This window comes from Paenibacillus sp. FSL H8-0259, from assembly GCF_037963255.1.
Classification (GTDB): domain Bacteria; phylum Bacillota; class Bacilli; order Paenibacillales; family Paenibacillaceae; genus Paenibacillus_AQ; species Paenibacillus_AQ phytohabitans.
On sequence record NZ_CP150147.1, the window covers coordinates 6,170,746 to 6,187,921 of the forward strand.

The 17,176-nt window shown below is 49.4% G+C and carries 24 protein-coding genes; all 24 read right to left on the minus strand.

Annotated elements, in window-relative coordinates; genetic code table 11:
• Window positions 1-3 precede the first annotated feature (3 nt).
• The 24 genes from NSU01_RS26465 to NSU01_RS26580 all read right to left on the minus strand — a co-directional run bounded on the left by NSU01_RS26465 (window position 4) and on the right by NSU01_RS26580 (window position 17,119).
• Window positions 4-1,029 (minus strand): DUF3383 family protein, encoded by a 1,026-nt coding sequence (locus NSU01_RS26465; RefSeq protein WP_076243936.1) that lies wholly within the window; start codon window positions 1,027-1,029, stop codon window positions 4-6.
• On the minus strand, window positions 1,016-1,513 hold the full coding sequence (locus tag NSU01_RS26470; RefSeq protein WP_076243939.1) for a hypothetical protein: 498 nt from the start codon (window positions 1,511-1,513) through the stop codon (window positions 1,016-1,018). The genes NSU01_RS26465 and NSU01_RS26470 overlap by 14 nt, the downstream gene beginning before the upstream one ends.
• Window positions 1,500-1,847, minus strand: coding sequence for a hypothetical protein (locus tag NSU01_RS26475; RefSeq protein WP_076243942.1), 348 nt, complete (start codon window positions 1,845-1,847; stop codon window positions 1,500-1,502). The genes NSU01_RS26470 and NSU01_RS26475 overlap by 14 nt, the downstream gene beginning before the upstream one ends.
• Before the next feature lie 2 nt (window positions 1,848-1,849).
• Window positions 1,850-2,326, minus strand: a complete 477-nt coding sequence (locus NSU01_RS26480) for a hypothetical protein (protein WP_076243944.1) — start codon at window positions 2,324-2,326, stop codon at window positions 1,850-1,852.
• A 9-nt stretch (window positions 2,327-2,335) separates the two neighbouring features.
• The gene (locus NSU01_RS26485) at window positions 2,336-2,884 is read right to left on the minus strand and encodes a hypothetical protein (protein WP_076243947.1); all 549 of its coding nucleotides are present in this window, start codon (window positions 2,882-2,884) and stop codon (window positions 2,336-2,338) included.
• Window positions 2,859-3,128, minus strand: a complete 270-nt coding sequence (locus tag NSU01_RS26490; protein ID WP_076243949.1) for a hypothetical protein — start codon at window positions 3,126-3,128, stop codon at window positions 2,859-2,861. Before NSU01_RS26490 ends, NSU01_RS26485 begins: the two co-directional genes overlap by 26 nt.
• 59 nt (window positions 3,129-3,187) lie before the next feature.
• Window positions 3,188-4,387, minus strand: a complete 1,200-nt coding sequence (locus NSU01_RS26495) for a phage major capsid protein (protein ID WP_076243952.1) — start codon at window positions 4,385-4,387, stop codon at window positions 3,188-3,190.
• A 49-nt stretch (window positions 4,388-4,436) separates the two neighbouring features.
• Entirely contained in the window at window positions 4,437-5,027 is a 591-nt protein-coding gene (locus NSU01_RS26500) for an HK97 family phage prohead protease (RefSeq protein ID WP_076243955.1), read from the minus strand.
• Window positions 4,972-6,345, minus strand: a complete 1,374-nt coding sequence (locus NSU01_RS26505) for a phage portal protein (protein ID WP_076243958.1) — start codon at window positions 6,343-6,345, stop codon at window positions 4,972-4,974. Before NSU01_RS26505 ends, NSU01_RS26500 begins: the two co-directional genes overlap by 56 nt.
• 49 nt (window positions 6,346-6,394) lie before the next feature.
• Entirely contained in the window at window positions 6,395-7,987 is a 1,593-nt protein-coding gene (locus NSU01_RS26510) for a terminase TerL endonuclease subunit (RefSeq protein ID WP_076243961.1), read from the minus strand.
• Window positions 7,977-8,591, minus strand: a complete 615-nt coding sequence (locus NSU01_RS26515; RefSeq protein ID WP_076243964.1) for a P27 family phage terminase small subunit — start codon at window positions 8,589-8,591, stop codon at window positions 7,977-7,979. The genes NSU01_RS26510 and NSU01_RS26515 overlap by 11 nt, the downstream gene beginning before the upstream one ends.
• Before the next feature lie 345 nt (window positions 8,592-8,936).
• Window positions 8,937-9,137 carry an HNH endonuclease signature motif containing protein gene (locus NSU01_RS26520; protein ID WP_305954200.1) on the minus strand — a complete coding sequence of 67 codons (201 nt, stop codon included), beginning with the start codon at window positions 9,135-9,137 and terminating at the stop codon, window positions 8,937-8,939.
• A gap of 133 nt (window positions 9,138-9,270) precedes the next feature.
• Window positions 9,271-9,684 carry a hypothetical protein gene (locus NSU01_RS26525; RefSeq protein WP_144026078.1) on the minus strand — a complete coding sequence of 138 codons (414 nt, stop codon included), beginning with the start codon at window positions 9,682-9,684 and terminating at the stop codon, window positions 9,271-9,273.
• Between the two features lie 235 nt (window positions 9,685-9,919).
• Window positions 9,920-10,477, minus strand: coding sequence for a site-specific integrase (locus NSU01_RS26530; protein ID WP_076243972.1), 558 nt, complete (start codon window positions 10,475-10,477; stop codon window positions 9,920-9,922).
• A gap of 557 nt (window positions 10,478-11,034) precedes the next feature.
• Window positions 11,035-11,412, minus strand: coding sequence for a hypothetical protein (locus NSU01_RS26535; RefSeq protein WP_076243974.1), 378 nt, complete (start codon window positions 11,410-11,412; stop codon window positions 11,035-11,037).
• Between the two features lie 97 nt (window positions 11,413-11,509).
• Window positions 11,510-11,719: a hypothetical protein gene (locus tag NSU01_RS26540; protein WP_076243977.1), complete on the minus strand. Its 210-nt coding sequence runs from the start codon at window positions 11,717-11,719 to the stop codon at window positions 11,510-11,512.
• Between the two features lie 2 nt (window positions 11,720-11,721).
• The gene (locus tag NSU01_RS26545; RefSeq protein WP_144026079.1) at window positions 11,722-12,024 is read right to left on the minus strand and encodes a hypothetical protein; all 303 of its coding nucleotides are present in this window, start codon (window positions 12,022-12,024) and stop codon (window positions 11,722-11,724) included.
• Window positions 11,978-12,367: an ASCH domain-containing protein gene (locus NSU01_RS26550; protein WP_083705511.1), complete on the minus strand. Its 390-nt coding sequence runs from the start codon at window positions 12,365-12,367 to the stop codon at window positions 11,978-11,980. Before NSU01_RS26550 ends, NSU01_RS26545 begins: the two co-directional genes overlap by 47 nt.
• Window positions 12,368-12,408: 41 nt before the next feature.
• Complete coding sequence (locus NSU01_RS26555) at window positions 12,409-13,146, minus strand: site-specific DNA-methyltransferase (RefSeq protein WP_256703855.1); 738 nt, start codon at window positions 13,144-13,146, stop codon at window positions 12,409-12,411.
• 42 nt (window positions 13,147-13,188) lie between these two features.
• Window positions 13,189-13,848, minus strand: a complete 660-nt coding sequence (locus NSU01_RS26560) for a DUF2786 domain-containing protein (RefSeq protein WP_179093513.1) — start codon at window positions 13,846-13,848, stop codon at window positions 13,189-13,191.
• Window positions 13,849-13,911: 63 nt separating this feature from the next.
• Window positions 13,912-15,264 carry a replicative DNA helicase gene (dnaB, locus tag NSU01_RS26565; RefSeq protein ID WP_076243982.1) on the minus strand — a complete coding sequence of 451 codons (1,353 nt, stop codon included), beginning with the start codon at window positions 15,262-15,264 and terminating at the stop codon, window positions 13,912-13,914.
• A gap of 194 nt (window positions 15,265-15,458) precedes the next feature.
• Window positions 15,459-16,595 (minus strand): hypothetical protein, encoded by a 1,137-nt coding sequence (locus tag NSU01_RS26570; RefSeq protein ID WP_076243985.1) that lies wholly within the window; start codon window positions 16,593-16,595, stop codon window positions 15,459-15,461.
• 21 nt (window positions 16,596-16,616) lie between these two features.
• Window positions 16,617-16,802, minus strand: a complete 186-nt coding sequence (locus tag NSU01_RS26575; RefSeq protein ID WP_076243987.1) for a hypothetical protein — start codon at window positions 16,800-16,802, stop codon at window positions 16,617-16,619.
• Window positions 16,803-16,813: 11 nt separating this feature from the next.
• Entirely contained in the window at window positions 16,814-17,119 is a 306-nt protein-coding gene (locus NSU01_RS26580; RefSeq protein WP_042132766.1) for a hypothetical protein, read from the minus strand.
• Window positions 17,120-17,176: the final 57 nt, after the last annotated feature.

Genomic DNA, 17,176 nt, shown 5'->3' on the forward strand with positions numbered 1-17,176 from the left:
CTCCTATACGAATTTAATCGTGCCGCGAATGGCGGCTTGCTGAATCGATCCAGCAATAACAAAATCAAATTGCCCATCCGGATAGTTACGGGCGGCGACCTGCGCCGGGTCCACCTGGGATCTTGGCGGGAACGTCGTATTGTACAACGGCACGTTATCCTCATTCGCGGCAATCATCCCCTGCAGGAAAGCTCGCTGCAGCACCGTCCGCACCGCGCTCTCGATCTGTGCAATCCCCCGGTTATCATACGGGATTTTACTCAAGGCAGCCTGCGCCTGATTGAACAGGTCCTGCACCGCATATTGAATGGAGTACACAATGTAGTCCTGAGAGTGGATAAAGTCGATGAACTCCCCGCTGACGGACCGCCCGTCACTGGTGACATTCGTCCCCGCTTTGGTGACGTAGGTATTAGCACCCAGCGCGTGAATGGCATTCAGCTCCGTGGCGTCAATGTCTAACGGCGCAATGCCAACCAGCGTCCAGCCCTTCCAATCCACCGATCCCACCGGCAGGCTGCCGACAGCGCCCACCCATGCCGCATCAGGATAGTTCGTGACGGTCGTGTGATACATCGGTGCCGTGCGGTCATAATTTTTAGCCTTGATCGTTGCTAAGTCGGCTTTGCTGCTGGTCCGGAACAAAAAGTACCGGGACTTGTCCGCTTCCACCGCATCAGCAATCAAAATCAAGTCTTCTACCGTGGTTGTGGTCGTAACAAGGAAGTGCCAATCCTTGAGAAATAGTGTCGGCAGCAGATCCGCCAGCGTCACGGGGCTTGCTCCAGTCTTGCGGGAAATAATCGCAATCTCTGCTGGCGGATTTTTCTGAGCGAATAATGCGGCAGCTGCCTTGTATTCCTCCGTGTTGGCGGCATAGTCTACCTTCACCGCGTCGATATCCGCATAATTCTTATAATCCTTACCTGCCACGCTGGCCCCGAGAATCAAGGGCTTACCGAATCCGCCCAGGATAGGCGTCGGCTTAAGCACGGCAATGGTTACTGTAACGTCACTAATGCTCAACATAATCACTCCTTTGTATTGGTGCTGTCTCGATCCAGCCGGACAGGTTGGTAATCACAAGATCCGTTGCTCTGAATTCAACGTCAAAACCCTGCCGCCGCTCCCACTCTTCACCGATGTTAATATCCCGGTTCTGGATTTCCCCGATCTCGATCACAATAACGTCCAGCGTGTCTTTCAGCAGTTCCCGGCCCGTCACCTTGAACCAGTCACGGGCGCGCATAGCGTTTTCTATGCTGTCTTCTGACAGATCCGCATACGAATTAAAAGAGACGGTAAATGTCACCGTCTCCCGCCTGTGCTCTTCGCTATTTTGCTGTGTAATCACCGGTTGCCCCGTTGCCCCGCCGAAACCGTCCGGAAAATCATAGGTAAAGAAACTCCCGGCAGGAATCTTGCCGCCGCCATTCATTTCAATAACCGGAATATTCAGAGCCCCTTTAAGGCCGCGGGCTATTGCTGACCGAATCGCTTTAAACGGGAGCATTGGCGACCACCTTCCTGAGCAAATACTGATTAATGTCGCTGTATTCCCGCTCGGTTTCCTCGGCCACGCGGTATTGAATGCCTTGGTGCTCAATGACATCGACTGTACTGTGGGTACTGAGCGTGTATAACATCCGGTCTGACTCTGTGTAGTTCCCGCCCTCCGCTGCCTTTAGGCGGGCGCTGAGAGGCTGTACGCTACCGCGAAGGGGAACCCGCTCCGCCGGAACGTCTCTCCATACGCCATCCTCGTCATAATCACCGCCGCCCGCACGAACCAGCACATAAGGCACGAAGTATTTGCGGACCACACCACCAAACCTAAAGCTCCGCATCCCTATTCCCCCTTCGGTACAATGTCATAGGTCAGGGAGTCGTGCAATTCTTCTTCGCGCTGCAGCAGTTTCCGGGGGCCAGTCTTATGGGCTGCATACCGGGCAGACAATGGCGGCTGCTTGATCCGTTCAAAGTTCTTCTTCATCCGGTCAAGACCCGTCTCGCCTATCTCAGTGAACAGGGAATCCACCGACTTGCGCCCGTGGGCGATTTCTGTCACTCCGGCGCGGACCAGCTTGCCGATGGCGGCTTGCCCCTTCTTCTTGCCCGTGCCGATGAAAGACCGGGCTGGAATGTTCATTTTGATGCTGCCATATTCGTGGACGCCTGCAATCATAGCCAGCTCTGCGTCCCCTTGCATACCAATGCGGACCTTCTGTCCCGCAAGTGGCCGCAGCATTTCGGCCAGCTGCTGCAAGTTATCTTCGCCGCTGACCTGGACACCGACCCGCCGCGCCCGTGCTCTTGAACTTGCCATAGGTTCACCTCACAGTTCTGGCCGGATATGCGGGGCTATCAGAGACTTGACCGCCAGAGGCATGTCCGCTTCTGCTGCCGCATACGCAACCGATATATCCCCAACCCGCTCCGAAGCAATGCCCGGCTCCCGCTGCAGATGTTTTGCCATCAGTACGCAAGCATATTCCAGCGTTTCCGGAAGGGTGGACGGGTTTTCTTCCGTGGCATCTTCCGGCAGGACGTAACCGGCGGTGTAGGTCACCGACAGCCCGCGCTCCCCACCCGGCCAGCCGCAGCGCCGGAAGAACACACCGTTATCAAGTGTCTCCACATCCGTGAACGGGTGCTCCGGCTTGTGATACACGGATATAGAATGAACCGGATAGTTAGGCAGATACAAATACTGCCCGCTCATCCCGTTCACCCGCCCGGTGTACTCCTGGAGCTTGAAGGCCCGGCGGCATTTCTCTTCAATCGCGGCGGAAGCCACGGTAAGCAGCGCCGTCAGCTCTACATCTTGCAGGTCGCCCGTCGGATCAATGCCCAGCAGCCTAGCTTTTGCCAGCGTCGTCAGCATCCGGCGTCACCTCGTCCGCTTTTCCCTTGTCTGGCGTCTGCACATCTGGCTCTTTCTCCTTCTTTTCGCCGGATTTCGGGGCATCCTGTGCCTGCGGTTCAGCTGCCAAATAGCCCGCTTCCTGCAGCTCCGTGATACGTTCCGGGTCCTTTCCGGGGTACGAAGCGCCCACAATGTAGCGTTTTTGGGTCTCCTTATCCCGGAACACCTTCAAAACCTCATACATTTCTACTGTTTTAGCCATGAATGGCCTCCTTCTGCCGGATCATCCGGCCATGGGTTTAAAAAAGGGGCGAGTTGCCCCTATACTTCGTCCGAAATATCCAATTGGCCGAAAACAGCCGCGCCCGGGTCCCAAATCTTGATATCATCCCGCATGATCGTCCGGAACTCCGTAGTGTCCCGTCTCCAGGCGTCGCCACCCTCTTTAGTGCTAGCCAACTCGAAGAATTTGCGAGAGAAGAGCTTAATCAGTTGTTTAAGGTTCCCGATGATGATAGGCGCTTTTCCATTTACGGCGTCGCTTGGTAAATAGCGATTCGCAACCACGACAATCCGTCGTCCTTTATAAACCATTCCCGTAGGGGATGTAATGTCAGGTTGCAATAGTGGGCGCCCTTGGCTATCTACCAATTGATCCAACCAGTTGTAGCCGTCCTGGTTGGTCATAATCACTGATGTTTGACTGATTGCAGGATCTAAATCTACATTAAGCACGCGTTTAACGTCCCCGAAGGAAGCCAATTCCACTTTTGGCAATGTATTTACCAAGGTAGTTATTAACGTATTGCGAGTAACTACCGCCTTTCTACCGATCCAATCCGTAATATAGGCGATCAAATTTTGATCGCTGTCGGCTAACAGTTCATTAGTCAAAGGGAGAACGCCACCGCGTTTACGAACTTTATAGGAAATATCCTGAAAACTTGGATTATCGGTTTCCAAGATTGGTGCGTATTCGTCAATGACCGGGAACGGAATCATCGTTTGGATCTTCTCCATTACACGAGTACCGGACAGGGTAGTTACATTAATGACATCTACGTATTGGGACAAATCATCCAGGCTACGCATAAAGGTGAAGATTTGGGTTTGAATGTCCTTTGGAACCAGCAAATGAGAATCCCCTGCAGGGATTGCAGGGTTGGTTTCCCCTTCGTTCATTACAGCACGGCGCTCATACTCTTTCACAACGCTGCGCATGTCCGCCGTCACGCCTTGGCGCCGCAGGCCGCGCAAGAAGATACCTTGATACTCCTTCTCCAGTTCGGTATCCTCGCGCTTCTCCAGATCTGTATTACGGCCGCCAAGTTCTTCACCGCCGCCCAAGGTATCGCGTTCCTCATTCTCTAGCTCCTGCAGCATCTTCACCTTCGCCTGCAAGGAACGGACTTCATTCATTAAATCCTCCGCTTCCTTCGTCTTATCCTGCGCCAGGAAAGAGCGCACTTCCGTTTTACGCTGCTCCAACTTCGCCAGCAGCTCACGCAATTCTTTATTCATAGGTTGTAACCCTCCGTATAATGGTTTTTGGCAAAACAAAAAGAGCCGATCAAATCAGCTCCAGTTCAATCGAAATTTTCTGTTTTAACAATTGGTCGGCGGCACGCTGTTCACTGGCTTTGTAATCCTCCAGGCTACGGGCGGAAACCTCATTTGCCGGATAGGCCGGGAAGGCAACCGGGGATATCTCGTATAGCTCTGCGTTCAGGATGGACCGTTTGTAGAGCTTGCTTTTATCCTCTCGGGTTTCGGATGCCCATTTCTCCTTGGTAACCCGCATCCCAAAGGATACACCGTCCACATCCCCACGTTGGATAATGGCAAAAGCATCATTACCGGATGTGGTGTCCGGCAGGTCGCACTCAAAACGCAACTCCTTAGTGTCGCTTATCAGCCGCAACGTACCGCTCTTGGTATTACCGAGCACCTGAGATGTATCATGCGACCATAGGCTAACTACCCCACGCGCAGCTAGGCTTTCATCGAACGCACCGGATGCAATCTGCTCGACAAAAGTATCACCATACCAATCCCGCATTTCCTCACTGTCAGTGTCATACTTAATCGCGCCGGTGATGGTTCGCTTACTCTTTTCCCCTTCCGTCGCTTCCGTCTCCCGGATCTCCAGTGTTACCGGCATTGCCCTCTTCTCCTTCGTCGGAGTCGGGTTCGTCTTCTTCTGGCTCAGTTTCTTCACCCCCCTTCACGTATTGCTGGCCTGCCATGGTCAGCGGTATGACATTTCCATTGAACACCAGCTGATCCCCGCCCGGCATTGGCGGCTTGTCTTCCGCTGCCCGCGCCTCATTGGGCGTGAGAAATCCGCCCGAAATCCCTTTGGCATGGGCTTCATACCGGGTTTTCAGGTCAGCACGCAAAATAGAATCCACATTGAATTTGCAATAATACCCGTCGTCCAGCTCCGAATCGATGAACAGTTTGTAAGAAAGCTCCTGTTCATAGGTGGTAAGAATGGATTGCTGGGTATCACTGTAGAACGCAAGCTGCTGCTGCTCCACGTTGCTGTACGTGGCCTTCGCTAAGTCGTTCAGCTGGTGCATTTTGACGCCGAAGGCATTGGCTATCTGCCGAAAGGTCAGTTCCGTATTCTGGAGGAACTGCGCATCGGCCATGCTGATGGCTATCGGCGTAAATTGATAGCCGTAAGGCATCATAGCGACCCGGTGACTGTTCTTAAGTCCGGATGTCATGCTTTCAAAATTATCCTTGAATACCTTTTTGGCTCCATCATCCAGCGTACCGGTATATTGAACCAAACCCTTGACCTGAAGCCCCTGCTTATAAAAGTTGTTGATGAATTTACCTGCAGAAGCCGCATTCTCGGCAGACGTCCGCAAGTAATCCATGGTATGCACGCCGATTAAGCCGTCCAGAGTAATACTCCCTTTAAAATGCAGCACCTCTTCCGGCAGCAGCTTGCGCTTTTGCCCGTTGCCTATGTCCACCTCGTACCATAATCGCGTCTGGCTGGAAACAATGCGCAGTGTGGGGTCCGGTAAGATCCCGGCATCATCCACAATCACCCGGACTTTGCTGGAATCCATCGGCCACAGCCCAATTACTCTACCGGTGCGCTTATCAAATTCGATGGACGCATACGCATTCCCCATGGCTCGGCTGGCTTCTATCGCCTTCCAAAAATCGGCGGCAGACATATACGGGTTCGGCCTCAGCTTGAGCAGCCGGTACAAGTAATGTTTAGCTGCCCTGGTAATCCCGGATTCATCCTCCTGGTACACCTTTAGCGGCAGCTTAGATATCGCATCCGATAGAACCTTGATACAGGCATACACCGTGTCTACCTTCAGGGCATTCCACCCCTTGATGTTGACTTCACCGGGCCCGATATCCAGCCCCAACCATTCCAGAAACTTACGGTCATTCAGACCCACCTCATGACTGCGTGTTTCCACTTCATCCCGGCCAAAGCCAAACATTCGGGTTAACAAATTCTGTCTCACACATGCACCCCCTCCCTTCAGAATGTCAGCCCCATAATTTTTTCAAGAAATCATCTTCGGCAAACTCATCCACGTTAGGATTGATCTCTTCAAACATCATGGCTGTAGCCATGGCGTTAATCATGGCGACAATTAAATCAATGCGTTCCTTCGACTTATTTTTCATGGGCTTCACGTTCTCGTTACCGTCCACAGCAACGACGATATTCCCCCAGCACCAGCGGGCTACAGGATTGATTTCATGACTCATCAGGCCGCGCTTCATCAGCTGCTCAATCATCTTCATGGCAGGGCTCATATTCTTCATGTCCTGGGCGATTTCTACAACCTCCATGCCTTCCCGCATTAAGTGCTGAGTGAGCATTCGGCTATTCCATGGGTCCGTTCCGAGCGTGTGGATGTCATATTGCTTGTTGGATGCCAGTAACCGGGCTTCCACAAAGTCATAATCCACCACATCCCCGGGCGTAGTGAGCATAAATTTCTGATCAACCCAGCGATCATATGGAACCTTATCCCGCTTGACCCGCTCCCGCATGTTATCTTCCGGAATCCAAGCATCAAAAATCACCCGCCAGTCTGGAATTCCTTCCTGTGGTGGAAACAGGTAGCAGGCTGCCGTAATATCCGTGGTGCTGGATAAGTCAACGCCCGGATAGCAGCGTTTGCCCACCAGCTCCGATAATCCCCACTTGCCCACCGTCTTGTCCCACAAGGTCAGGGGCTGCCAGCCGGTCCGCTTCAGGCTGATCCATTGATTAAGTCGCAGCCAACGAAAAAGGCGCTCCGCCGACTCCTTGTTCCGAGCGGTTAGCGCCTCCTGCCTTACAGCATCTATGTCTATGGTATGCCCAAGGCTTGGATTCACCTGGTACCATAGATCTTCATCGTAAATATCAATCTCCTGGCCGTTTTCGTCTTCTCCATCTTCTGGAATGCCATATATTTTGACGTACCATGATGGGTCAATCTTCACCCCGTCGCGGATCTGCTTGGCATATTCATGCTGTTCCCAGCCGATAGAGCCCCGATCTGGATCATCCCCGGCCGTGGTAATCACCCACCACAATGGTTCTTTACGCGCAGCTCCTGAACCAAAGGTCATAACATCCCACAAATCGCGGTTTGGCTGAGCGTGCAGCTCATCGAAGATAACAACCGTTGGGTTAATGCCGTGCTTCGTGTACGCTTCCGCCGACAACACTTTCATGACTGTGCCAGTAAGCAGATTTTTTATTTCCTTGGAGCTGTCCAGCACCTTTAGGATGCCTTCAAATTCCGGCTCCTGTTCAATCATGGCGGCGGCGGCTTTATAAACGAGCTTCGCCTGTTCCTTATCTGCCGCGCAGCAGTATATTTGCCCACCCGGTGGATCGCAGACCAAATGATACAAACCTACGGCAGCAATCAGGCTGGTTTTCCCGTTCTTCTTTGGGACTTCCAGATAAGCATATTTGTATTGTCGATATCCCCGCTCCGTTACAGTCCCATACACATTCCAAAGAATTTCATGCTGCCAGTCCAGCAGGATAAACGGCTGTCCATAAAAATCATCAACCGCATGCAGCATCTGAATGAACTCAATGGGTTCAAGCGCCCGCTGTTTATCATGTGCCATGGCTGCCGCCAGCTCTCCGGTTCATGAATTGGGCCATCGCGGACTTCTTGTCCTCTTTTTTGGGAATGGTTACGTTCTTCACTTTAGCCAGCGGATTAAGGAATAATCGGTCTTGCAATTTCAGCAGCATATCCACCTTTTTATTGATGGCCGTTTCCACCTTTAGAATCCCTTCCAGGCTGGCTAATTGCGAAAGATATTGAAGCGCCTTTAAATTGACGTCCAACGCCTTTTCCGCTTCTCCGATATATTCATCCAAGATGTGCTCGTCAATGACGATGTTCTCCAGCTTTTGATATTGGTCCAAAAGGTTCTCATATTCGCTGTAGGTCTTACAGTAAAGAGCAAATGTCCCCACATCCGTACTGCTTAATAATGAAACTCCCTGATTAGCGGACTCTTGGTACTCTTTAATCAATTCGCCCCAAAGTTTATTCGCAACTTTATCTTGAGAAATGTACTTTGGCTTTTTTAATTTTTTCAAATCATTTTTTCCAAGCTTCAATTCAGACTCTGTCCGCTGTTTAATTTCCTCCTTGGTCAAACGATTAGGGTTGCCCTCTGCAATGTGCAGAGCAACCGGCTTGGCGTTTCTCCCTGCCATGAGGGCGCACCTCCAATTTCTAAAAAGTTTCAAAAAACGAAAAAAATTAATACGAGAGTCCGATGCGGTCTATTCCATTTCATTTTTAAAAGTTTTCCAGGCCCCCCCGGGGTCTGATAAAAAAATAGATTCATTCTCTATTCAATCTGGTATAATAAGTAAGCCACATACAGCTGGTCGGCGCGGCGCAGTGCCGTACTCCTGCCGAACCTAAGGGAGGTTGGTTATGGAGATCCATATTAAAATCTCCCCGGCCGTCATTAGGACTATCCTGATACTGGTCGCGCAATGGTTCCTGTAATGGGACCAAAGAACAGCTCCCGAACGTTGGGGGCTGTTCTTCTTTTACTGCCTTCCAAATCCGCCGTCTTCTTTAACTGTCTTCTCTCCATGACAGGAAGCACACAACGGCTGCCAGTTACTCCGGCGCCAGAACAGCTTGTCGTCACCCTTGTGCGGAATGATATGATCGACGACAGTAGCTGCTTCTACCGTTCCGGCAGCCAAGCACATGACGCAGACAGGGTTATTCTCCAGGTACTCCAACCGTTCTTTTCTCCACTTGTGACCATAACCTCGGCTGGCTGAAGTCCCTCGTCGCCTGTCTTTCTCCTTGCGGTGATTGTCACAGTATCCCTTGTCCGTTAGCTCTCTGCAGCCTGTCTTTCCGCACGGTCGCTTAGGCTTGCTCGGCATTACTCGTTCCTATCCTGCCTATAAGCCGCCAATTTCTGTTGTACATTTGTTCCCTATCCTTTTGCATCCGGGCGGCAGTGGATTTAAAGTCTTGTTCAATATCGTCCAGCGAAGGAATTTCCCACTTAATCGCATCAAAACGTTCTTGATACTCCTTGCGGATATCAACAGGGATGTGATCATCGTTCACGACTTCCTGCATAATCTCGATTACATTTTGAACTGGCTGCATGTTCAATACATCCACCTGAATAGTTCCCTTGAGCTCTACCATTGTAATCACCTCTTCCTGTCTGATTGGTACATCATCAGCACAAATGCAGCGTTTAACAAAAGCCAATAAATCCACAACGACACCAAATTCGACCTCCCAGACACCCATTGTATAAATATTCAACGATGATTTTACACCAACAAAGAAAAAAAGCCCTTATAAATAAAGGCTTCTTTCTGCTGCTATTAAATCAATAAATACATAAAAACAATGCCCAAACTGCATGAATTGCATAGAAAGTCAGTTCCTCATATCTTATTATTCTGCATAACTCGATGGGCGGCTGCTATCCCTTGATACATAAGGGTTTCTGAACACCTCTCCAGCATCAGTTATACACTCGCTAAATATGAATAACTTATAGGCCAAAACGATTCATAGCCGTGTTCATCATATCTTGATCCATACCAATGTAACCCATGGTGATACTCTCATTCGAATGGTTCAGAAGACGTTTCACAAGCGTAATGTCCTTCGTCTTTTGATACATATGATAGCCGAACGTCTTCCGCAAGGTGTGAGTACCGATGTCCACAAGGTCAAATTCATCCGCTGCCTTTCGCATGATCTTGTACGCCATATCGCGCTTGATGGGTCTATTCTTCCCACCTTGCCGAGAAGGGAACAAGTAATCATCCATGTCCATGTCAGCCGTATACTTTTTAAGTTCACGCTTAAGGGTTGGGTTGATCTGAATAATCTTCCTTTTTCCGGTCTTCATTTCGTTCATAACGATCTGTTCCCCGATAACATCCCGTTTGCGGAACTTCAAAATATCCTGAATCCGTAACCCCGTGTTAATGCCCAAAACAAACATCATGCAATTTCGTTCACCCTGTTTGCCAAATTCCTTCCGAAAGAATCCCTTGATATTATCAATCGTCTCTTGATCGCGAATCGGCTGAACAAAGTTCATTTGCTCTCACCGTCCACCTTAATACAGCCTGACGGTTTGGAACAGAACTGAGCAGCTGCTTCCCACTTCCCCCAGATACAACCCTTGCAATTAACCGGCTGCTTCGGTTCTGGCGGTTCTCTAAGCCTCCTTATCTCTTTCATTGCTTTTCCCCCAATATAAAAAGCCGCCCTGTGATAGGGCGACTTCGAATGTTCACATTGCACATAATCCCGTATTTGCATGGTGACGGACGGCAATGCCGTAACATATCCCCTATGCGCCTATCGCGCCCGGGTGGAGCGCCTTTGAGAGTGATAATGAACCCTCATTCCCCCGCACCATACCGCCGCGAACACCTACTTGCTACTTGTGCTACAGTTCCACCCTTGCGCTCTGTTCCGCAAATGGCTTCATCACTGATTCAGCATGGCCGAGTCCTGCTGGGATAAGGGGTAGCAGGGACACCCGGACGATGTTTCCGTCCTATGTCCCTACTGTAAATCCAAAATACAGACGCTTTGCTGACGTTAAACTGACCTAAAACAGACGCTTTACAGACAGATTACAGACACGTTTTAGATAATGCCGAGCATTTTAAGGGTACCGGCTACTGATTCTGTCCCTTCCTGGATCTTCCTATCAAATGACCTCTCCGAGAAAATGGACCATTTTATTAATGCTGCTTTTCGTGGGTTTCGGTCAATGAACCGGTATTCCATGATCTCTTTAATTTCTAAGTCCAAAATGGCATTAATCGCCAACTCAATATTTTCAATTATGGGGTCCCACTTTTTAAGTGTAGATTTCTCTTTAGGGGAAAGCGAACCTCTTAACTTTAATCCATTGACGGTGATTGCCATTTTGGGATATTTGCGAAGCAAAACTTTTGTAATTTCGATATCAAATTCGGTCGCACTTGGAAACAATTCCCCTTGTTCCAATACCATTGCCATTCCCCTCGCCCCTTTATGATATAATGGGTTTGAGGTATAATTTACCGTTTATTGACTCCCAGCCCCCGCCAAGGATTAGGGAGTCTTTTCATGTTCATTAGGCATATTTTTGGCCCCTCGGAATCTTTCCGCCTTGGTCTAACACTAAATCGCTAATTATGATTGCTGCATCATTCGTAATATATTGGTCTTTGAATTCACCGAAAGTGATTTTAAAGCCGTTGTGATCGCGCTGCGCCCGGAATGAAACTCCGGATACGATGCACCCAGCCGGTGAATTGACGTTTTTCACTGTCTTGATGATCACCCTCATGCCTCCTTTCTTCGATTCTCTGTAATATTCGCCGTTTTTGGATAGGAGACCCAGGCAAAACCTATCTCTTCGGCGATCAAATCTTCTCTTATATAAGAATAGCCTTTTGACAGGTACTCACTTGTACAGATCCGCAAATTTCCAAATGCCGTGTTGATTAATTGATGCTGAGCCAGTTCGGATCGAGGGCATACATAAAGCTGCATGCGTTCGGCTTTCCTGCCTCTTCGGACTACCTGACCAAGAGCCTTGTTAATCATGTTCATGGCCTGTGGATGAATTGGGGATAAGGTGCTCATAGCTACCTCCCTCCGGCAACTTTACCCAAATCACTGCTCCCTGTGGGTGGTTGTAGGGAATCGGTTCAGGGTATACAATTGGATTTTGCAATACCCACGCATACGGGGTCTTGTAATTAATATCTGCGAATGGCACAAGATGCTTGTCCTTATTTGAATCCCAAGCATGCATAGTTAGCGGCAGATACCCCACGAGATTCACGGTTCCATATATAAGCCCACTGCCACTCTTGATAATCCCGATTGTTCCGCGCTTATTCGTCCGGCTCCCTCTTATCTCCCAGGTCTTGGAACCGGAGAGAATCAACTCCGCCCATTTCGGTTTAATGACCAGTCCTTCCATATCACATAGCCCCTTTCCGTTGAACTGTTTCTTCGGACTGTTCAGCAGAGTTGCGCCTGAACGCGGTCGATTCTTTCCCTTGCAATGTTGACGTACTCTATTTCTTTCTCGATACCAATAAAATTACGATTTAGTGAAATTGCAGCCGCAGCTGTTGTACCACTTCCGATGCAGTTATCCAGGACAAGATCGCCTTCATTCGTGTAGGTCCGGATAAGATATTCAAACAGCCCAATAGGCTTCTGAGTAGGATGAAGCGACTCTTTTTGCTTGTCAGTCGCAAAGGGCTGCACACTTCTCGGGTATCGCTCAGTGCTGCCTCCGCCACTTATGCCGATAGATGTTGCGCCGTAATTGCTGCCATCATGCTGATGTTTTGTGTAGCTATTGACGGGCCTATGACCTCCGGTCTTTTGAGGATTGTACGTAGGTAGATTTTTGTAAAATACCAGTACGTTCTCATGTGCCTTCATCGGCATTTTCTTAGCATTCAGATGGCCCGTAGCTGCTGATTTTTCCCAGATCCATTCATAGCGCAACCATTTGAGATTGCTATATCCCAGCACTTTATCAAATGGTGTTTGTGCGGTCAGCACTATAGCACCGTTATCCTTGATAATTCGCCGGTAATGCTCCCAAAGCTCATTTAAAGGAATGATGCTGTCCCACTGGTTTTGTGTGGTCCCGTAGGGTAAATCACAGAGAATCATATCTATCGACTTTTCAGGAATTGATTTCATTACCTCTAAGCAATCTCCATGAATAATTTGATTTATCACTTCTGCCCCGTCTCCTCCCTGGTGAACCGTATTCGTCCACTGCTATCCGATCATCTTCCCAACAGGATTATTAAAATTTTTCCCATCCTTGTACCCTTGCGCCCGAGCAGCACCGTCACCCAATGTGGACATGTTAGTTGGTTTACCAGTTTTCCATTTCGCTTTGTCGTAGTACTCAACTACTGCATCATGCTTCACCAGCACCAAAGATAAGCATTCCACCTCTACCTGTTCCTTGAACTTTTCACGCAATCCCTGAATAAATCCGGTGATATAATCATTCTTCAACATATTGGTCTGTCGCCGTGAACCAAAGTAATAGTTGCGCGTCTTCAGGTATTCACTTGAATGATGCCGGATAGCATCTTCAGCAAAGACATATACTTCTTTGGCAATTTCAACATCTTCGGGTAGCCCAAGAAACCCAATGTATGAACCCTTTGCAAAAAATGAGTAGCATCGAAAATTATCAGCCACAACTCCCAGAAGTTTGCGATGCCACCACTCAATTCTGCTTTTGCGAATTTTACCTTCTAGCGCTTCCGGTTGTTTTTGTTCAGGAGACCCAATATCCGAAGCCGTCAAACCATGTTTAGCCATTAAACGCTGAGCAAGTAAGATTGCATTCTGTGCTTCCTCTGCATTTGAATTATCGTCTGCCAACTTAAGAGCTTTTTGAATTTTTCTAATTGCGGAATCCATACATTTCATCCCCTTAAAAGTTAATTGTTCATTAAGACCTGACTCTATCGTCACGACGCAGCATCATGCGCTGTGCGCCCTCTCATAATTAACAAATTTATTGAATTGCTTCAGGAATACCAGTTCCACCGTGCCCACCGGGCCGTTTCGCTGTTTGGCAATGATGATTTCGATAATGTTCTTTTTCTCGGAATCCTGGTTGTAATAATCGTCCCGGTAAAGGAAGGCCACAACATCCGCATCCTGTTCTATGGCTCCCGATTCCCGAAGATCGCTCATCATCGGTCGTTTGTCCTGGCGCTGCTCAACGCCCCGGCTGAGCTGGGACAAGGCAATGACAGGAACGTCAAGTTCCCGAGCAATCTGCTTCAGGGTACGGGATATTTCGGAAACCTCTTGTTGACGGTTCTCCCCCGACTTGCCCCGGCCTTGAATCAATTGCAGATAATCAATCACTATCATACCCAGGCCCTGACTCTTCTTTAGGCGACGGCAGCGCGCGCGTATCTCCTGAACAGTGATTACAGCCGGATCAGCGATGAAGATGTTTGCCCCACCTAGAATGGAAACAGCCCCGGCCATTTTGTCCCAGTCATGCCCTTTCATTTCCCCGGTCCGCATGGCATTGGAATCCAGATTACCCTCAGCGCTTATCATGCGCTGCACTAGTTGAGGCGCGGACATTTCCAAGCTGAAGATAGCAACCGTCTTCTTCGTTCGGACTGCGACATTCTGCGCGATGTTCAGGGCGAATGCTGTTTTCCCAACAGAAGGACGGGCTGCAACAACAATGAAATCGCCGTTTTGGAAGCCTGCAAGCATAGCATCTAAATCGGTGTACCCGGAATAAAGTCCCGTTGTAATGCCATTTTTGACGTTTGTACAACGTTCCTCCGTCGTATCAATGACCTGCATCATCACCTTATTGATGGGCTGGAAATCATCGTCGGATGAAGCCTGATCTGATAAGGCCGACGCTTCGTTGAGCATGGTACTAACCACAAGTCCGGCGTCGTCGCTTTCATACGCCTGCCGCATCTGGCGTTCGGCGGCATAGATCGCCTTGCGCAGCGTGTGCTTGTCCTCCAGGATACCGATGTAATACCCAATCTCTGCCGCCGACGGCACCGAATGAGCCAGTTTGAGTAAATAGCTTGTCCCGCCAATCTTGTCCAATTGCTTTCGGCTCTGCAACTCATTCGCCATCGCCGGAAATTCAATAGGATCACCGCCCCGATGTAAAGTGACGATGGACCGGAATATCTCCTGATGCACAGGGTTTAAGAATGATTCAGGCTGAAGAGCGGACGCCAACTCTACCGCATCCCCCGTTTTGTCCATGAGGACCGCCCCCAGAACCGCAGCTTCCGCAGCCGGGCTATTCGGTAATTCTCGAATCTCTTCCAAGCTTTGCATATAGTGCCTCCTTCCAGCCCGCAGGCGGCAGCGCCACTTCTGCGCGATTATTTTGTCTCTCAGCCAGTACATGCGCGGCCTCTATTTTGCTTCGCATATCCTCAGTCATATCACCGTGCCCAGCACGTATCTGGGCGATTTTGGGTGCCCATGAATTTGTTAAAATATGATGCCGGACGTTTTCGATGGCTTTATCAAACGGGAAGTCTTTCAGCGCTTCGTAAAGCCGGGTAACTTCCTGGTCGCTGGTGTCTATCTGGTGCGTATACTCCCGTTTGAGTTCTATCAGGAGTTGTATCACTTGCGCTCTTTTCAAGGTCTTCGGCCTCCTTCATGCGACGTTGCAGGTCTTCCATTTCCTGCTGCTGCTTCGTTTTGCGCGGCGGCTCTGATGGAGCTGCCTTAGCTCCTGGCTTACTTCCAGGCTTGCCGTCAGTCTTGCTGACAGTTTGGGTATTCTTCCAGGCTTTCTTAATGCCGCCTGTGTAATAAGCGAAGCTGTTAGCCGGTTCAAAGTCTTCGCCCTCACGCTCCTGTTTCTCCCTGTACATGGTTTCCATAGTTCGGATGGTAAAAGGGACTGGAATCCCTCCGGTGACCATCTTACCCATGGCATCGCGTTCTTTCGGGGAAACATGTATATCTGATCGGCCGTGTAAAACGCAGTAAGCTTTCATCAGGACGAACATGTCATTTTCTGGCGGGGTTTGGTTTGGCTCTTCTTCCCACCACTCTTTTTCTAAGTTAATAATAGTAGTAGTAATAATAATATCTTTTGCATCGGACATTTTTGTCTGATCACTACCCAAATCCGGGCTGTGATCGGACATATGTGTCTGATCACTATCATTCTGAACGGACAAAAATGTCTGATCACCATCCATGTGAACGGACAAATATGTCTGATCTCTATCATCCTGATCAGACAATTGTGTCTGATCACTGCCGCACTGATCGGACAATATTGTCTGATCATTGTTAGATGAAGGGACATTTTTGTCTGATCGCTTCAGCAGGCCTTTCTTTGACTTTCTAACCCTTATGATCAAACCCCGGGGCGCTCTGGTGATATGGAGGTAACCGTGCTCCTGCAGGTCACTTATCCATCTGCTGATGCTCTTGTCGGCAACCCCGAAGATTCCACCGATTTCAGAAAGCTTCATCGGCTTGCCGCCAAGGACAAGCCCCCAGACAGTTCCGTCCTCTTCGACTTCCTTAGTCGTGGAGCTGATGCACCAAGCAAATAGCCATATCGCGCTGCCTATATTGTCGTAATGCTGCGGTGAAAACAGCCCGGAGAAGATCGGAAAAGGAAAGCTATCTGCTGGCATAAGCTCACCTCTGCTGTATCATCATCGTTTGCCCTTCTTAACTGGCGGGCGTTTCACAATCTCCGTTACATTCGTGCGGAGAAAGAACGCTAATTCGCCGTCTTCCTTTCGGAGCTTTGCCCAGGGGCGGGCGATGCCCCATGTATCCAGTACCTCACCATACAGGCCGCAGCTTGTCCGCACCGTGTCACCTTTGAATACAAGCATATTGCGCCCCTTTACCTATCGAGGCGAAGCAGCAAGGCTTCACGCAGGATTTCAGTGCTCTTGTTGTCTAAGCGGTCAGCCTGTGAAAGATCAATTTTGTTGATACCGTTAAAAAGATGTAGGGCAACTTCCAACATGAATTTTTCGCATGGACTCCAACCCTTAGATGCTTTCAGCAAAGCTTCCACATGTAAAGACAGTTCTTCAAAATCAAAAAAATCTGGATTCGATAAGAATTGCTTAAGCTTGTTATGATTCGTGAAAATATGAAGCAGCCCCCGCCAGTAACGATCCTGAAATAAATGTTCAGGTATCATAATGCCATTCCCCTTTCATAAGATTATTGCGTCAGCTGCATCGTGCAACGCCAAACC

Excerpts from the sequence above, each read along its gene's own strand:
- NSU01_RS26475 (WP_076243942.1), bottom strand. The coding sequence starts at position 1,847 with ATGCGGAGCTTTAGGTTTGGTGGTGTGGTCCGCAAATACTTCGTGCCT.
- NSU01_RS26530 (WP_076243972.1), bottom strand. The coding sequence starts at position 10,477 with ATGAACTTTGTTCAGCCGATTCGCGATCAAGAGACGATTGATAATATC.
- NSU01_RS26505 (WP_076243958.1), bottom strand. The coding sequence starts at position 6,345 with ATGTTTGGCTTTGGCCGGGATGAAGTGGAAACACGCAGTCATGAGGTG.
- NSU01_RS26570 (WP_076243985.1), bottom strand. The coding sequence starts at position 16,595 with ATGCCAGCAGATAGCTTTCCTTTTCCGATCTTCTCCGGGCTGTTTTCA.
- NSU01_RS26560 (WP_179093513.1), bottom strand. The coding sequence starts at position 13,848 with ATGGATTCCGCAATTAGAAAAATTCAAAAAGCTCTTAAGTTGGCAGAC.
- NSU01_RS26485 (WP_076243947.1), bottom strand. The coding sequence starts at position 2,884 with ATGCTGACGACGCTGGCAAAAGCTAGGCTGCTGGGCATTGATCCGACG.
- NSU01_RS26580 (WP_042132766.1), bottom strand. The coding sequence starts at position 17,119 with ATGATACCTGAACATTTATTTCAGGATCGTTACTGGCGGGGGCTGCTT.
- dnaB (WP_076243982.1), bottom strand. The coding sequence starts at position 15,264 with ATGCAAAGCTTGGAAGAGATTCGAGAATTACCGAATAGCCCGGCTGCG.
- NSU01_RS26500 (WP_076243955.1), bottom strand. The coding sequence starts at position 5,027 with ATGCCGGTAACACTGGAGATCCGGGAGACGGAAGCGACGGAAGGGGAA.
- NSU01_RS26470 (WP_076243939.1), bottom strand. The coding sequence starts at position 1,513 with ATGCTCCCGTTTAAAGCGATTCGGTCAGCAATAGCCCGCGGCCTTAAA.
- NSU01_RS26550 (WP_083705511.1), bottom strand. The coding sequence starts at position 12,367 with ATGGAAGGACTGGTCATTAAACCGAAATGGGCGGAGTTGATTCTCTCC.
- NSU01_RS26490 (WP_076243949.1), bottom strand. The coding sequence starts at position 3,128 with ATGGCTAAAACAGTAGAAATGTATGAGGTTTTGAAGGTGTTCCGGGAT.
- NSU01_RS26465 (WP_076243936.1), bottom strand. The coding sequence starts at position 1,029 with ATGTTGAGCATTAGTGACGTTACAGTAACCATTGCCGTGCTTAAGCCG.
- NSU01_RS26480 (WP_076243944.1), bottom strand. The coding sequence starts at position 2,326 with ATGGCAAGTTCAAGAGCACGGGCGCGGCGGGTCGGTGTCCAGGTCAGC.
- NSU01_RS26510 (WP_076243961.1), bottom strand. The coding sequence starts at position 7,987 with ATGGCACATGATAAACAGCGGGCGCTTGAACCCATTGAGTTCATTCAG.
- NSU01_RS26545 (WP_144026079.1), bottom strand. The coding sequence starts at position 12,024 with ATGAGCACCTTATCCCCAATTCATCCACAGGCCATGAACATGATTAAC.
- NSU01_RS26535 (WP_076243974.1), bottom strand. The coding sequence starts at position 11,412 with ATGGCAATGGTATTGGAACAAGGGGAATTGTTTCCAAGTGCGACCGAA.
- NSU01_RS26575 (WP_076243987.1), bottom strand. The coding sequence starts at position 16,802 with ATGCTTGTATTCAAAGGTGACACGGTGCGGACAAGCTGCGGCCTGTAT.
- NSU01_RS26515 (WP_076243964.1), bottom strand. The coding sequence starts at position 8,591 with ATGGCAGGGAGAAACGCCAAGCCGGTTGCTCTGCACATTGCAGAGGGC.
- NSU01_RS26495 (WP_076243952.1), bottom strand. The coding sequence starts at position 4,387 with ATGAATAAAGAATTGCGTGAGCTGCTGGCGAAGTTGGAGCAGCGTAAA.